Annotated in this window: 11 protein-coding genes; 10 read left to right on the top strand and 1 reads right to left on the bottom strand. The window is 69.1% G+C overall.

Annotated elements, in window-relative coordinates; translation table 11 throughout:
- The first annotated feature begins 55 nt into the window (after positions 1 to 55).
- The 6 genes from ACTWQA_RS28340 to ACTWQA_RS28315 are packed head-to-tail and all read left to right on the top strand — an operon-like array spanning position 56 to position 10067.
- On the top strand, positions 56 to 1534 hold the full coding sequence (locus ACTWQA_RS28340) for a sugar ABC transporter ATP-binding protein (protein WP_443162110.1): 1479 nt from the start codon (positions 56 to 58) through the stop codon (positions 1532 to 1534).
- The gene (locus ACTWQA_RS28335) at positions 1531 to 2553 is read left to right on the top strand and encodes an ABC transporter permease (RefSeq protein WP_443162109.1); all 1023 of its coding nucleotides are present in this window, start codon (positions 1531 to 1533) and stop codon (positions 2551 to 2553) included. The genes ACTWQA_RS28340 and ACTWQA_RS28335 overlap by 4 nt, the downstream gene beginning before the upstream one ends.
- Complete coding sequence (locus ACTWQA_RS28330) at positions 2550 to 3488, top strand: ABC transporter permease (RefSeq protein ID WP_443162108.1); 939 nt, start codon at positions 2550 to 2552, stop codon at positions 3486 to 3488. The genes ACTWQA_RS28335 and ACTWQA_RS28330 overlap by 4 nt, the downstream gene beginning before the upstream one ends.
- A complete protein-coding gene (locus tag ACTWQA_RS28325) occupies positions 3475 to 4674 on the top strand; it encodes an ABC transporter substrate-binding protein (RefSeq protein ID WP_443162107.1) in 1200 nt (399 codons plus the stop codon). The genes ACTWQA_RS28330 and ACTWQA_RS28325 overlap by 14 nt, the downstream gene beginning before the upstream one ends.
- Positions 4671 to 5486, top strand: coding sequence for a sugar phosphate isomerase/epimerase family protein (locus ACTWQA_RS28320; RefSeq protein ID WP_443162106.1), 816 nt, complete (start codon positions 4671 to 4673; stop codon positions 5484 to 5486). Before ACTWQA_RS28325 ends, ACTWQA_RS28320 begins: the two co-directional genes overlap by 4 nt.
- Positions 5487 to 5504: 18 nt before the next feature.
- Positions 5505 to 10067: a ThuA domain-containing protein gene (locus tag ACTWQA_RS28315; protein ID WP_443162105.1), complete on the top strand. Its 4563-nt coding sequence runs from the start codon at positions 5505 to 5507 to the stop codon at positions 10065 to 10067.
- A gap of 101 nt (positions 10068 to 10168) precedes the next feature.
- On the opposite strand, the gene ACTWQA_RS28310 is transcribed toward ACTWQA_RS28315, so the two are convergent.
- Positions 10169 to 10831 (bottom strand): DUF2637 domain-containing protein, encoded by a 663-nt coding sequence (locus tag ACTWQA_RS28310; RefSeq protein WP_443162104.1) that lies wholly within the window; start codon positions 10829 to 10831, stop codon positions 10169 to 10171.
- Positions 10832 to 11202: 371 nt separating this feature from the next.
- Here ACTWQA_RS28310 and ACTWQA_RS28305 point away from each other — a divergent pair, with 371 nt between their 5' ends.
- Genes ACTWQA_RS28305 through ACTWQA_RS28290 form a run of 4 tightly spaced genes read left to right on the top strand, consistent with a single transcriptional unit; the run spans position 11203 to position 14870 of the window.
- A complete protein-coding gene (locus ACTWQA_RS28305; RefSeq protein WP_443162103.1) occupies positions 11203 to 13467 on the top strand; it encodes a sensor histidine kinase in 2265 nt (754 codons plus the stop codon).
- The gene (locus tag ACTWQA_RS28300; protein ID WP_327589890.1) at positions 13464 to 13895 is read left to right on the top strand and encodes a roadblock/LC7 domain-containing protein; all 432 of its coding nucleotides are present in this window, start codon (positions 13464 to 13466) and stop codon (positions 13893 to 13895) included. Before ACTWQA_RS28305 ends, ACTWQA_RS28300 begins: the two co-directional genes overlap by 4 nt.
- Positions 13892 to 14290, top strand: coding sequence for a DUF742 domain-containing protein (locus ACTWQA_RS28295; protein WP_443162102.1), 399 nt, complete (start codon positions 13892 to 13894; stop codon positions 14288 to 14290). Before ACTWQA_RS28300 ends, ACTWQA_RS28295 begins: the two co-directional genes overlap by 4 nt.
- Entirely contained in the window at positions 14271 to 14870 is a 600-nt protein-coding gene (locus ACTWQA_RS28290) for a GTP-binding protein (protein ID WP_443162101.1), read from the top strand. The genes ACTWQA_RS28295 and ACTWQA_RS28290 overlap by 20 nt, the downstream gene beginning before the upstream one ends.
- Positions 14871 to 14925 lie beyond the last annotated feature (55 nt).

Here is a 14925-nt window from a genome sequence, read left to right as displayed (position 1 = left end):
ATTACTCCAGCTTTTGATTGACCGTCGGCAGAAGTCCGATCTACGATCTCGCAACATGGAGGATATAGGCCGGAAATCGGCCGAAAACTCCCGGCTGCTGCGGATGACCGGCATCGGGAAGAGCTTCCTCGGCGTCCGGGTGCTCACCGGCGTCGACCTTGACGCGGCGCCCGGCGAGGTACACGCGGTCGTGGGCGAGAACGGCGCGGGCAAGTCCACGCTCATGAAGATCCTCGCCGGGGTGCACGCTCCCGACGAGGGCACGATCGAGATCGATGGCCGGCGGGTGTCGTTCGGCCATCCGCTGGAGGCGCAGCGGGCCGGAGTCGCGATCATCTATCAGGAGTTCAACCTGCTGCCCGAGCGCAGCGTGGCCGAGAACGTCTTCCTCGGTCGCGAGCCCTCCCGCCGCGGCCTCGTCGACGCGGCCGCCATGGTCAGGGAGACCGAGCGGCTCCTGGCGGAGCTGGGCGAGGACTCCTTCGGTCCCCGCGACCCCGTCAAACGGCTGTCCGTCGCGCAGCAGCAGGTGGTCGAGATCGTCAAGGCGCTCTCGCTGGACGCCAAGATCGTGGTGATGGACGAGCCCACGGCCGCGCTCGCCGAGCACGAGGTGGAGTTGCTGTATCGGCTGGTGCGGCGATTACAGGAGCGTGGTCTCGTGGTCCTCTACATCTCCCACCGCCTGCGCGAGGTCTTCGACCTGGCCTCCCGGGTGACCGTGCTCAAAGACGGCGCCCGCGTCGCCTGCGTGGAGACCGCCGCCACCGCTCCGGACGAGCTCATCCGCCTGATGGTCGGCCGTGATCTCGGCACCTACTTTCCGCCCCGCTCCTCTGCCGCGGGAGAGGTCCGGCTCAGCGTCACGGGCGGCGGCAACGCTCGCTTACACGACATCTCCCTTGAATTACGCGCCGGCGAGATCGTCGGCCTCGCCGGACTGCAGGGCTCCGGGCGTACCGAGCTCGTCAAGGCCCTGTTCGGCGCCGAACCCTTCACCAGCGGCACCATGACCCCCCTACGCCCGCGCTCCGTACGTGAGGGCGTCGCCGCCGGGCTCGGCCTGGTCACCGAGGACCGCAAGGCAGAAGGCCTGGCGCTCCGCCAATCCGTCCGCGACAACGCGCTGCTCGTGGCCCGCGCCGCCGGCCGGCGGGTCCCCGCCCTGACCGCTCTCCTGGAGCGGGTACGGCTGTCGCCGCCGCGCCAGGAGCAGGAAGTCCGGTACCTGTCCGGCGGCAACCAGCAGAAGGTCGTCCTGGCCAAGTGGCTCGTCATGGCACCGGACGTCCTCCTCTTCGACGAACCCACCCGCGGCGTCGACGTCGGCGCGAAGGCGGCCATTCACGACCTGATGCGCTCGGTGGCCGAGGAGGGGACCGCGATCCTGATGATCTCTTCTGAACTGCCCGAACTGATCGGCATGAGCGACCGCATCCTCGTCCTGCGCGACGGCCGCCTGGCCGGCGAGCTCCCCGCCGGGGCTTCAGAGGAAGCCATCATGCACCTGGCCGCGGGGGAGGAGGCCTCGTGACCGCGCCGGGACCCCGGGTGGCCGAGACCCGCACCTCGCCGGGCCGCAACGGCGCGACCGGGAACGGAGGAGCCCGGCGTTCGTGGACGGCGCTCAACCCGACGAAGGTCGTCTACCTCGCGCTCGTAGCCGTCATCGCGATCGGGTGGCTGCTCGTGGCCATCGACGGCGGGAACTTTCTCACCCTGGAAACCATCGTCGGCATCCAGCAGCGATCCGCGGCCCTCGGCATCGTGGCGGTCGGCCAGACGCTGGCGATCCTGGCCGGATCGCTCGACCTCTCGGTGGCCTACCTCATCAGTCTCAGCTCCCTGGTGGCGGCCGAGATCATGGAAGCGGGCAGCGTCCCGGGAGGCGTGGCGGCCGTCATCGGGATCAGCGCGCTCGTCGGCCTCGTCAACGGGCTGGTGATCACCAAGCTCAAGGTGCACGCCTTCATCGCCACCCTCGGCGTGGCACTGATCATCAAGGGCATCCTCGACCACCTCTACGACGGCCCGGCGGGCAAAGTCCCCGAGTCGTTCCAGCATCTCGGCTACGACCGCATCGGTCCCATCCCCGTCTCGGCCCTGCTCTGGGCCGCGGTGGCCGGCGCCGCGTGGTTCCTGCTGTCCAGGAGCAGATACGGCTACCGCGTCTACGCGGTAGGCGGCGACGTCGAGGTGGCCAGGCTCTCGGGCGTCAGAACGGATCGCGTGGTCATCGTCACGCACGTGCTCTGCTCCTTGTGCGCCGGCATCGCCGGGTTGCTGCTCGCCAGCAGGCTCGGCGCCGGCGTCCCCACGGTCGGCACCGACGGCGGCTACGACCTGGAGTCCATCGCGGCGGTCGTCCTGGGCGGAACCGCGCTGGCGGGCGGGAAGGGCGGGGTCGCGGGCACGGTCGGCGGTGTCCTCCTCCTGGCGGTGCTGGACAGCATCTTCAACCAGCTCGAGGTCAACTCCTTCTTCAAGGACGTCGTCCGGGGCGTCGTCATCGTGGCCGCCGTCGCGATCTATGCCAGGAGGCGGAAGTCATGAAGCGCACCCTGCCGATCTTCGCCGTCCTGCTGGTCCTGCTGGCGGCCATCGCGCTGGCCAATCCCTTCTTCCTGGAACCCGCCGGGTTCCTGGCGTTCGTCAAGCGGGCCGCGCCGCTGGTGATCCTGGCGGCGGGCCAGTACTTCGTGATCGTGTCCGGCGAGTTCGACCTGTCCGTGGGCTCGCTGGTCACCGCCGAGGTCGTCATCGCCGCCCGCCTGATCGACGGGAACGAGGCGGCCACCTGGCCGGTGCTCGCCCTGCTGATCGGGTTCGGCCTGCTCGTGGGCCTGGTCAACGGCGTGGTGACGACACTGCTGCGGGTGCCGTCGTTCATCACCACGCTCGGCATGCTGCTCATCCTGACCGGTGCGGTCTTCCTCTGGACGGGCGGCGCGCCCAGGGGAGCGCTGTCGCAGGCGTTCCGCGTCTTCGGCCGCGACACGCTGTGGGCCGTCCTCATCCTGCTCGCGGTGGGCGTGGCCGCGGTCCTGCTCATGCGCGCCGACTTCGGCCGCACGCTCATCGCCACCGGCGACAACGAGCGGGCGGCCGCCCTGTCGGGAGTCAGGGTCAACGGGGTCAGGATCCTCGCCTTCGTGATCTCCGGGCTGGCCGCGGCCGTGGCCGGGATCCTGCTCGGTGGGTTCGCCGGCGTCTCCGCCCAGGTCGGGCAGGGCCTGGAGTTCTCGGCGATCACCGCCGTCGTCCTCGGCGGCGTGGTCCTCGGCGGCGGGCGTGGCTCGGTCGTGGCCGCCATGGCCGGCGCGTTCACCCTGGAGGCGTTGTTCACGCTGCTCAACCTGTACGGGATCTCGGGGGCACTGGAGTTCACCGTGCAGGGCGTCATCATCATCGCCGCTGTCGCCGCGGGAGCCGTTCGACTGCCGTGGAAGTTCACCCCCCGAAAAGGAGACGCCCATGTCGCGTCATAAAGCCATAGTCGCGGTGTTCGCGCTACTCGTCATCGCGGGATGCACCAGCGACAAGCCGACCGCCACCGTCACCCAGTCGTCCGCGGCCCCGAGCAGCCAGGCGCCGGCCGCGGGGACCGGGGAGCAGTCGAAGTTCTTCGTCCAGGCCGACTACGACGCGCAGCTCGCCATGCGGTCGCAGACCGCCGAGGGCCCCTCGGACAAGCCGTGGGAGCAGGCGATCGCGCCGCAAATGATCGACACCGCGAAGTACAAGAAGGACGGGCCGTACAACCTGTGCTTCTCCAACGCGGCCGTCAACAACCCGTGGCGGCAGGTCGGCTGGAAGACCATGCAGGCCGAGGTGGCCGAGCACAAGGAGATCGCCAAGCTGACCGCGCTGGACGCGGAGGGCAAGGATGACAAGCAGATCTCCGACATCGCCGAGCTGCAGGCCAAGGGCTGCGACGCGCTGATCATCTCGCCGAACACCACCGCCACCCTCACCCCGGCGGTCAAGGGCGCCTGCGACAAGCTGCCGGTGATCGTGTTCGACCGCGGCGTCGAGACCGACTGCCCGGTGACGTTCATCAAGCCGATCGGCGGGTACGCCTTCGGCGCCGACGCCGCCGAGTTCCTCGTCGAGAAGGTGCCGGCGGGCGGGAAGATCCTGGCGCTGCGCATCCTGCCGGGCGTGGACGTGCTGGAGACCCGCTGGTCGGCGGCGAAAGTGACGTTCGACAAGAGCCAGCTCCAGGTCGTGGGTGTGGAGTTCACCGACGGCGACGCGGCCAAGACCAAGAGCATCGTCAGCGACTACATCCAGCGGCACGGCAAGATCGACGGCGTCTGGATGGACGCGGGCGCCACCGCCGTCGCCGCGATCGAGGCGTTCGAGGACGCCGGCCAGCCGGTCCCGCCGATCAACGGCGAGGACCAGCAGGACTTCCTGCAGAAGTGGAAGGACGGCAACCTCACCGCCATCGCGCCCACCTACCCGACCTACCAGTGGCGCACGCCGATCATCGCCGCGCTGAAGATCCTCAAGGGTGAGCAGGTGCCCAAGACCTGGAACCTGCCGCAGCCGAAGATCACCGCGGAGAACCTGACCACCTACCTCAAGCCCAACATGCCGCCGCTGCACTACGCGCTCTGCGGCTGCGAGACCCTGCCCGGCTTCCCGGAGAAGTGGGGCGGCAAGAAGTGAACATCGGGGTCAACACCTGGGTGTGGACCTCGCCCCTGACCGACGGTGACCTGGAGAGGCTCGCTCCCCAGGTCGCCGCCTGGGGGTTCGACGTCATCGAGCTGCCGGTCGAGCAGCCGGGCGACTGGGACCCGGCGCGCGCCGCCGACCTCCTCGCCGAGCACGGACTCAAGGCCACGGTGGTGCTGGTCATGCCGCCAGGGCGGGAGCTCGTCGCCTCCGACGCGGTCAAGGAGACCCAGGACTACCTCCGCCACTGCATGGACGTGGCGGTCACCGTGGGCTCGCCGGTCATCGCGGGCCCCGCCTACACCTCGGTCGGCCGGACCTGGCGCATGTCGCCCGGCGAGCGCCGCGCCGCCTACGCCGAGCTGCGGGAGAACCTGAAACCGCTGGTCGACCACGCCGATGTGCGGATCGCGGTCGAGCCGCTCAACCGCTATGAGACCAGCCTGATCAACACCGTCGAGCAGGCCCTGGACGCCCTTCCGCCGGGCGTCGACCTGGCTCTCGACATCTACCACATGAACATCGAGGAGAAGGATCCGGTGGCGGCCGTACGGAGCGCCGCCGGCCGGATCGCGCACGTCCAGGTCTGCGGCACCGACCGCGGCACCCCGGGCCAGGACCGCTTCGACTGGCCCGCCTTCACCCAGGCCCTGCATGACGTCGGGTACGCGGGGCCGCTCGTCATCGAGTCCTTCACCGCCCACAACCAGACCATCGCCACCGCCGCCTCCATCTGGCGGCCGCTCGCTCCCAGCCAAGACGCTCTAGCCATCGACGGACTGACCTTCCTCAGAACACTCTGAAATCACCGGAGATCCGCCATGCGTCGGTTCCTTGCTGCCCTCATCCTGCTCTTCTTACCTGCGAGCCCCGCTCTCGCCACCACCTCCCAGCAGGCTGCCTTCCGCGCCCTGCTCTTCACGAAAGCCGTCGGCTACGTCCACGGCTCCATCCCCGCCGGCATCCAGATGATCAAGGATCTCGGCGCCGCGAACGACTTCGAGGTCGTCCAGACCGACGACTCCAGCGTCTTCAACGACGCCAACCTCGCCACCTTCGACGTGGTGATCATGCTGCAGAACTCCGGCATGGTGTGGGAGAACGACGCCCAGCGGCAGGCCGTGCAGAAGTACGTCCGCTCCGGCAAGGGCATCGTCGGCATCCACAACACCCTCGACATGGGCATCGAGAGCGAGTTCCCCTGGTGGGACGAGCTGATCAACGGCGGCGCGCACATGCCCGCCCACTCGCCGGGCGTGCTGCAGGGCACCGCCAAGGTGACCGACCGGGTGCACCCGTCGACCAAGAACCTGCCGCTGCGCTGGCAGCGCCCCGAGGAGTGGTACAACTTCTCACCCAACCCGCGCGGCAACGTGCACGTGCTGGTCGCCGCCGACGAGACCACCTACGACCCGGGGTCGGCGAAGATGGGGCCCGACCACCCGATCTCCTGGTGCCGCAAGGCCGAAGGCGGCAAGGTGTGGGCCACCGCCATGGGCCACGACAACGCCGCCTACGCCGAGCCGCTCTTCCGCGAGCACGTGCTCGGCGGCGTCCAGTGGGCCGCGGGCGCGGTCGAGGGAGACTGCGGCGGCACCGTCACCACCAGCTTCGAGAAGGTGACGCTCGACGACAACACCGCCGACCCGATGGAGCTGGACGTCGCCCCGGACGGGCGGGTCTTCTACGTGCAGCGCAAGGGCGAGATCAAGATCTACAAGCCGGACACGCACACCACCCTCACCGCCGCCACGCTGAGCGTCTACACCGGTGGCGAGGACGGCCTGGTCGGCATGGAGCTCGACCCGAAGTTCGCGGAGAACGGGTGGATCTACGTCTACTGGTCGCCGGAGAGCAGCGAGACGGACGTCAACCGGCTGTCCCGCTTCACCGTCAGCGGTGACACGATCGACCTCGCGACCGAGAAGAAGATCCTCGAGGTGCCCGCGTACCGGCAGCGCACCTACCCCGAGCCCGGCCACACCGGCGGCGCGGTGGAGTTCGGGCCGGACGGCACGCTCTACCTCAGCACCGGCGACGACGTGCCGCCGAACCTGTCGCCCGACTGGCAGGGATACGCGCCGATCGACTGGCGGCCCGGCCAGCAGATGCTCGACGCCGCCCGCACCGCGGGCAACACCAACGACCTGCGCGGCAAGATCCTGCGCATCACGCCGACGGCCGACGGCGGCTACACCATCCCGGCCGGGAACCTCTTCGCCGAAGGGACCGCCAAGACCAGGCCCGAGATCTACGCCATGGGCTTCCGCAACCCCTTCCGCTTCACCGTGGACCAGAAGACCGGCTACGTGCACGCCGCCGACTACGGCCCCGACCGCGGCGGACCCACCACCGACCGCGGGCCGGAGGGACTGGTCGAGTACAACGTCATCAAGAAGGCCGGCAACTACGGCTGGCCGTTCTGCCACGGCGACAACCAGCCCTACGCGCCCTACAACCCCGACACCAAGGTCGTCGGGCCCAAGTTCAACTGCGCGGCTCCGGTCAACGACTCGCCCAACAACACTGGGCTGACCGAGCTGCCGCCGATCGAACTGCCCGTCATGTGGTACGGCTACGGCGCCTCGCCGGCCTTCCCCGAGCTCGGGGAAGGTGGCTCGGCGCCGATGAGCGGGCCGGTGTACCGCTACGACGCCGCCAACCCGTCCACCACGAAGTTCCCCGCCTACTTCGACGGCAAGAACTTCTTCTACGAGTGGTCGCGCCACTACGTGAAGACCATCCACCTCGACGACCAGGACAAGGTCCTCAAGATCGACCCGTTCCTGGGCTCGTTCACCAAGCCGATGGACATGACCTTCGGCCGTGACGGCTCGATGTACCTGCTGGAGTGGGGGAGCTCCTTCGGGGGCGGCAACAACGACTCCGGCCTCTACCGGATCGACTACTCCGCCGGCACCCGGTCCCCGGTCGCCAAGGCCACCGCGTCGAAGACCGACGGACCCGCGCCGCTCACCGTCGAGTTCGACAGCGCCGGCAGCTACGATCCCGACGGCGACCCGTTCGACGTGGCGTGGGACTTCGATGGCGACGGCACGGTCGACTCGACCGCCGCCAAGGCCTCGCACACCTACACGGCCAACGGCCGCTTCACCGCCCAGCTCCGGCTCAAGGACACCACCGGCAAGGAGGGGTTCTCCAACGTCGAGATCACCGTCGGCAACACCAGGCCCGTGGTGAGCGTGGAGACGCCGCTGGACGGGACACTCATCGAGTTCGGGCAGGACGTCCCATACAAGGTGAAGGTCACCGACGCCGAGGACGGCACGATCGACTGCACCAAGGTCTTCGTCAACCCCGGGCTCGGCCACGACGACCACGAGCACGAGACCGTCGACAAGCCCGGCTGCGAGGGCACGATCTCCACCAGCGACATCGGCGGCCACCCCGCCGGCGCCAACCTCTACTACGTCATCAACGCCCACTACGCCGACCAGGGCGAGAACTCGCTGACCGGATACGCCAAGGTCGTCCTGCAGCCCAAGCGCAAGCAGGCCGAATACTTCAAGGCCTCCTCCGGCGTCCGCGTCATCGACCAGGCCGGGGCCGAGAGCGGCAAGCGCATCGGCGACATCAGCAACAACGACTGGATCGCCTTCACCCCGATGGACCTCAACGGGATCACCTCGGTCGCCTTCCGGCTGTCCAGCCCGTACGGCGGCGGCTCCATCGAGCTGCACGCGGACTCACCCACCGGCACGCTCCTGGCCACCGCGCCCGTGCACAACACCGGCGGATGGGACACCTACCAGATGACCGCCGCCGTCCCGGTCACGTCGGACGTGCGCACCAAGACGATCTACGCCGTGTTCAAGAACAGCCAGAACAACGCCTTCGACCTGGACGCCCTCCAGTTCACCGGCGAGAGCCAGGGCGGCGGCCTGGAACCCGGCACCTACACCATCACCGCCCAGCACAGCGGCAAGAACGTCACCCCCAAGGACGCCTCCGTCGCCGACGACGCGCCGATCGTGCAGATGACCGCCGGCACGGGAGCCGAGCAGAAGTGGGAGGCCGTGCCGCTGGCGGACGGCGGCTACCAACTCAAGAACGTCAAGAGCGGCAAGTGCCTCGACGTCCCCGGCGGCTCCACCACGCCCGGCACCCAGCTGGTCCAGTGGGCGTGCCACCCGGCCGGGCACGGGCATCTCAACAACCAGCGGTTCTTCCCGGCGGCCACCGGTGAGACGTACAAGATCACGGCGGCGGCGAGCGGTCTCTGCCTCGACATCAGCGGGGTCTCCCAGGACGACGGCGCCGCGGTCGTCCAGTGGACGTGCACCAACACCGACAACGAGAGGTTCCGCTTCTCTCCGGTGGCGGGCGCCGACAAGACGCCGCCGGTGACCACCGCCAAGGCGGCCGAGCCGAACGGAGGCGACGGCTGGTACAAGAGCGGCCCGGTCGAGGTCACGCTGACCGCCAAGGACGACGCCAGCGAGGTGGCCGCCACCGAATACAGCCTCGACGGCGGCGCCTGGACGCCCTACAGCGAGCCGATCCTCGTCAGCGGGGATGGCACGCGCAAGCTGGACTACCGATCCCGCGACGGCGCGGGCAACGTGGAGGAGGCACGCACGCTCACGCTGAAACTCGACACCACCGCACCCACGACGACCGCGTCGTTCGCGCCGCCCAACTCCAGCGGGTGGAACAACGCCGACGTGCCCGTGGTCCTGGCCGCCACCGACGCCGGCTCCGGCGTCGCCCGCGTGGAGTACTCCCTCGACCAGGGGGCCTGGCAACCGTACACGGACAAGCCCGTCGTCGTGAGCGGCGACGGCAGCCACGAGGTCCGCTACCGGGCCGTCGACGTCGCCGGAACGTCCGAGCAGGAGAAGGCCGCCACGCTGAAGATCGACGGGACGCGCCCCACCCTCATGGTCTCCGGCGTCTCCGACGGCGAGGTCTACGGCGACTCGCAGGACCTGCGCATCACCTGGCAGGCGGTCGACTCCACCTCAGGGGTACGCAGCACGTTGGGCACCATCGACGGGACCGCCTACCCGGCGGACTCGGTGCTCCCGTTGTTCACCCAGTCGCTGGCCGGGCACACGGTCTCGGTCACGGCACTCGACAACGCGGACAACGCCATGACGACGGACGTCCGCTTCTCGGTGACCACGTCCCTCCGGGACATGCAGAATCTCATCGACCGCTTCCGCGCCACCTCCTGGATCTCCGCCGCCGAGCAGACGGCGCTGACCAAGGAGCTGACCCGCGCCAGAAAGGCGGAGGCCGGCGGCAATGACGCCAGGGCCGTCCGCCACCTAACCACCTTCAAGACGATCGCGATACAGCGGGCCGACGTCCGTCAGGTCCTCACCCGCGACGCCGACAAGATGATCGACGTCCTCTCCTAGGAACGCGATCTGTGAGAGCTGAGTGCGGCCCGGGGCCGGCGCCGGCGAGATCTTCGCCCTCCGCGCCGCTCCGGCCGCACTCAGCGGCGTCTCCAGCGTCTTCAGGCGCGGCTGTGGCCGTTGAGTGCTTCGCGGCGGTATTTGCGCCCGGTGGTCTCATGGACGCCGAGCGCACGGGCGAGCGCGGCCCCGGTCATGTTCGGATCCTGAGCGAGCAGGGCCGCCACCTGGGCTCGCCGGTCACCGTCCTCCGGGACCGCGTCCGCCGGCGCGTCCTGGCCGCTCTGTGGCGTGGCGTGCACCACCGGTTCCGGCTGCGGCGCCGGGTCTGAGGCGAAGCTCGGCGCGGTGGGCTCGGCGCGCGCTCGCTCCGGCTGCCCGGGGTCGCGCACCCGGTCGGCGAGTTCGCGACCCGAGCGGACCACCCACATGATCAGCTCGTACGAGATCACCAACGCGATGGCCGGCCACGCGGCCAGCGCCGCGGCCAAGGGGCCCCGCTCGATCCCGTGCAGGATGTTCGCCGCCAGCGTCGCGGCGACTCCCAGCGCCAGCGCCCAGCGGGCCAGTGCCGGCACCGGCAGGCGGTAGCGGGCACACCACAGCAGCACCATCGAGGAGGCGTAGATCATGCCGTCCACCGTCGCCGGGACCAGATGCGCCGACAGCTCGTCCTCGGCGCCGTACTTCTCGATCACCGCCACGGCATGCCAGTACGACACCCACGCGGCCACCGCCGCGACCGCCAGCACCACGGCCGTCATCGACGCACGAATCAGCCGATCTCCACCCCGAGGGGCCTGCTTGCCCGCATTCACTCCAGAAATGGTGCCATGCCGATGTCTCACTATGTGCCCATCAGTCACTTCTGTCGCACGCGATCGCCGTAACCGCCGGTGAATCAGGGGCTTTCGACTCAACTGCCGTATGGCTACTATCAGGCACCAATCGCCTACTTTGGCGATTTTCGTCATGGACTCACCGATCGGCGGAGGAGAGTGTCCTGCACGTGGCTGGATTGGGCAGGGGCGGGCGACGACGGACGGGGACCATGGACGACGGGGATGGGTCAGCAGGGTCAACGGGGAGCGAGCCGCGGCGACCTGCCGGTGCCCGCCGGCTGTCGTTGCGTACTGTGCTGCTCATTGTCGTGTTCGTGCCGAGCCTGACCTTCACCCCATTGCTGGCTTCGGGCATGTTCCAGCTGTCCAGTCAGTGGCGGTCGGAGAAGGCCCAGATGGACCTGGCCACCAAGACCGTCGGCGGACCGGCGGCCAACCTGTTCTTCAACCTTGACAAGGAGCGGCGGCTCACCGCGGAGGTGCAGGCCAACCCCGGTAACACCGCCCGTGACAAGCTGGCCAAGCAGCGCGCGGCGACCGACCAGGCCGTGAACGCCTTCCGTCCCCTGGCGGCCCTGAACCCCGCCAACGGACAGGAAGGGCTCACCGACGCCATCGCCGGGACCGTGAACGATCTCGGCCGCCTCGGCGAGCAGCGCCGGGTGGTGGACGCCGGCTGGTCCAGCGAGCAGAAGGCGTTCGACTACTACAGCGAAGTCCTCGAGTCGGACCTCAGCGTGCTGACCGCCCTCAGCAACACCGACGAGGGCCAGGTGAACAGCAAGGCGCAGACACTGGTCGACCTTTACTGGGTCGTCGACACCATCGGCCGCGAAGACGCCATTCTGGCTCGCGGCTGGGAGACGGGGCGCCTGACGAGGGACGAGTACGGCCTTGTCGCCGACGCCATCGGCACCAGGAAGCACCTCATGCAGTTCCGTGTGGTTCCCGCTCTCACCGGAAACGAGTCCCCGTACGGAAAGCTGACCGCCGGCAAGGCGTGGGGGACCATGACCGCGCTGGAAGGGCGGTTGATCGCCTCCGGGAGCGGCTCCGAGGGCGACCAGGTGCCGCTCCGCGACGACAGCGCGGAGTGGCGCTCCGCGGTGGACACGGTCACCGCGCAACTGCGGCAACTCCTCAACGTGCGATTCGAGAATGTCCGCACGATCGGCTACGACCACGCCGACATGCTCTTCACGGTCTTCATCAGCATCTCCACCGTGGGCGTGCTCGCCTTGTGCCTGGTGTTCTTCACCAGCTGGCGCCTCACCGCCATTCTCCGCCGGCGCATCCTCCACCTGCGCCACGCCGCCCACGAACTTCAGAAGCGGCTGCCCAACGTGGTCGCCCGGCTGGAGCGCGGCGAAGACGTCAACGTGGACGCGGAAGTGCGCATGGTCCAGCCCACCCCCGACGAACTCGGCGAGCTCGGGCAGGCCCTCAACATGGCCAGCCGCAGCGCTGTCCTCACCGCCGTGCGGCAGGCCCAGCAACATCGTGGCTTCCAGCGCATGCTTCAGCGCATCGCGCGCCGTACCCAGATCCTCATCGGTCTTCAACTGAAGAAGCTGGACGAACTGGAGCGTCAGCACGAGGACCCCGAGGTGCTGGAGGGCCTGTTCGACCTGGACCACCTCACTGCCCGGCTGCGCCGCTACGAGGAGAACCTGGTCATCCTCGGCGGCGGGCAGCCGCAGCGCCGCTGGCGCAAGCCGGTGCACCTGCTCGATGTCCTGCGCGCCGCCCAAGGCGAGGTTCAGGACTACCGCCGGATCACGACCGACGTCGAGGGCGAACCCTGGATAGCCGAGCGCGCGGTGGGACCGCTGGTCCATGTCCTGGCGGAGCTCATGGAGAACGCGACCGCCTTCTCCAAGCCGCCGACCCCTGTCGAGGTGCGGGCCGCGCCGGTCAGCCGGGGCGTCGCCGTGGAGATCGAGGACCGCGGCCTCGGCATGGAACCGGAGCAGTACGCCGCCGCCAACGCCCTGCTGCAGTCGCCGCCACAGCTCGATGTGATGACCCACGCCGATGATGTGCGTCTCGGCCTGTACGTGGTCGCCCGGCTCTCCGCGAGCCTGGGCCTCCGGATCGAGCTGCGGTCGTCGGCCTTCGGCGGTACCCGAGTCATCGTGCTGATCCCGGAAGCGCTGGTGGTGGACCGCCCCCGCACCGTACCCGAGCCGGCGGCGACCCCCGAGACGGAGGTCCCCCAGGACGCCACCGATTCGCCACCCCGCTCGCAGGAAGGCTCGGACGGTCCCCGCCCGCCTCACCAGGACGGTCAGTTGCCGACGCGGCCCAGGGGACACGCGCCGCTGCCCCAGCGGGTGCGCCAGGCCAGTCTGGCCGCCGAGCTCAAAGTCCCGGCGGACAGGGATGAACGCACCGACCAGGAGACCTGGGCCGTACGTGATCAGCCCAGCCGATCCAGCGCTACGATCGGCGCGTTCCAGAGGCAGTCTCGCCGGCTCCGAGCCGGTGACGACGCCTCACAGCCCCGGCTGAGCGGATCTCCTGAGCCCGTTTCCCCTACGACGGAAGAGCGACGATGACGCAGCGAACCACCGCCACCAACATTGACCTGGACTGGCTTCTGGACGGCCTGGTCGATCGGGTCGCGGGCACCCGGCACGCCATCCTGCTGACCGACGACGGCCTGGTGATGAGCCGCTCCCGGACCATCGAACGCGCGGATGCCGAACGCCTCGCCGCCATCGCCACCGGCCAGCAGAGCCTGGCCCGCGGTGTCGGGCAGCTCTTCAGCGGCGGGCCGGTCCACCAGGTCATCATCGAGATGGCCGACCTGTGGCTGTTCGTCACCGCCGCGGGACGGGGCACCCATCTGGCCGTGGTCGCGTCCCAGGAGGTCGACGCCGAGCTGATGAGCATCGCGATGCACACCCTGATCCAGCAGGTCGGCCAGAAGCTGGGAACCGACGCGCGGACCCACCACAGCCGTGACGTGGGGGGACACGGATGAAGCACTGGACGGAGGGCTTCGATGACGATGACGCCGACGGGCCCCTCGTCCGTCCTTATACGATCACCGGCGGACGCACCGCTCCCGAGCGGGACGACTTGACGCTGATCACCCTGGTGACGGCGATTGCCGAGCTCTCGCCGGAAACCAGACGCCGCCTGAGACGAATGCAGCCGGAGCACCGCACCATCTGTGCTCTGTGCAAGCGGCCCCTGGCGGTGGCCGAAGTCGCCTCCGCGCTGAACCTCCCCGTGTCGGTGACCAAGATCCTCATCGGGGATCTGATCGAGAACGGTCAGCTGCGGGCGCGGCCACCACTGACTTTCGCACAGGCAGGCGGCTTTCCCGATAGAGCAATCCTTGAGGCGGTGAGGGATGGGTTACGCAAACTCTGACCACGGAGACGCTGCCGCCCTGGCGGTGAAGATCCTTGTCGCCGGCGGTTTCGGCGTCGGGAAGACGACCCTGGTCGGCGCGGTGAGCGAAGTCGCCCCGCTGCGTACGGAGGAGTATCTGACCCATGCCAGCGTCGGCGTCGACGACCTGGAAGGGGTGAGCGGCAAGTCCACCACCACCGTGGCACTGGACTTCGGGCGCATCACCATCAACAGCGAACTCGTCCTCTACCTGTTCGGCACCCCCGGGCAGGAACGCTTCTGGTTCATGTGGAACGACCTCGTCCACGGAGCGATGGGCGCGGTCGTCCTGGTCGACACCCGCCGGCTCGAGGTGAGCTTCGCGTCGATCGACTTCTTCGAGAGCCGCGGCATCCCCTTCGTCGTCGGCGTCAACTGCTTCCACGGCATCCGGGACCGGACGCAGGAGGAGATCCGAAGGGCACTCGATCTCGATCAGCAGGTGCCACTGGTGCTCTGTGACGCCCGCGACCGGACGGCGGCACGCGATGTGCTGCTGGCACTCATCGACCACCTCATGGCCGCCCAGTCCCGCACCACACCGAACCCCGCGGCCTGACCGGTCCGGCCGGACCGAGCGGCGGCTCGGTCCGGCCGGTCACCGGTCGCGGACG

The organism is Nonomuraea sp. 10N515B (genome assembly GCF_052245915.1).
In the GTDB taxonomy this organism is placed as follows: Bacteria; Actinomycetota; Actinomycetes; order Streptosporangiales; family Streptosporangiaceae; genus Nonomuraea.
This window is presented reverse-complemented; position numbering and strand designations above follow the sequence as displayed.

Excerpts from the sequence above, each read along its gene's own strand:
- ACTWQA_RS28300 (WP_327589890.1), top strand. The coding sequence starts at position 13,464 with ATGACGCAGCGAACCACCGCCACCAACATTGACCTGGACTGGCTTCTG.
- ACTWQA_RS28340 (WP_443162110.1), top strand. The coding sequence starts at position 56 with ATGGAGGATATAGGCCGGAAATCGGCCGAAAACTCCCGGCTGCTGCGG.
- ACTWQA_RS28290 (WP_443162101.1), top strand. The coding sequence starts at position 14,271 with ATGGGTTACGCAAACTCTGACCACGGAGACGCTGCCGCCCTGGCGGTG.
- ACTWQA_RS28325 (WP_443162107.1), top strand. The coding sequence starts at position 3,475 with ATGTCGCGTCATAAAGCCATAGTCGCGGTGTTCGCGCTACTCGTCATC.
- ACTWQA_RS28310 (WP_443162104.1), bottom strand. The coding sequence starts at position 10,831 with ATGACGGCCGTGGTGCTGGCGGTCGCGGCGGTGGCCGCGTGGGTGTCG.
- ACTWQA_RS28330 (WP_443162108.1), top strand. The coding sequence starts at position 2,550 with ATGAAGCGCACCCTGCCGATCTTCGCCGTCCTGCTGGTCCTGCTGGCG.
- ACTWQA_RS28315 (WP_443162105.1), top strand. The coding sequence starts at position 5,505 with ATGCGTCGGTTCCTTGCTGCCCTCATCCTGCTCTTCTTACCTGCGAGC.
- ACTWQA_RS28295 (WP_443162102.1), top strand. The coding sequence starts at position 13,892 with ATGAAGCACTGGACGGAGGGCTTCGATGACGATGACGCCGACGGGCCC.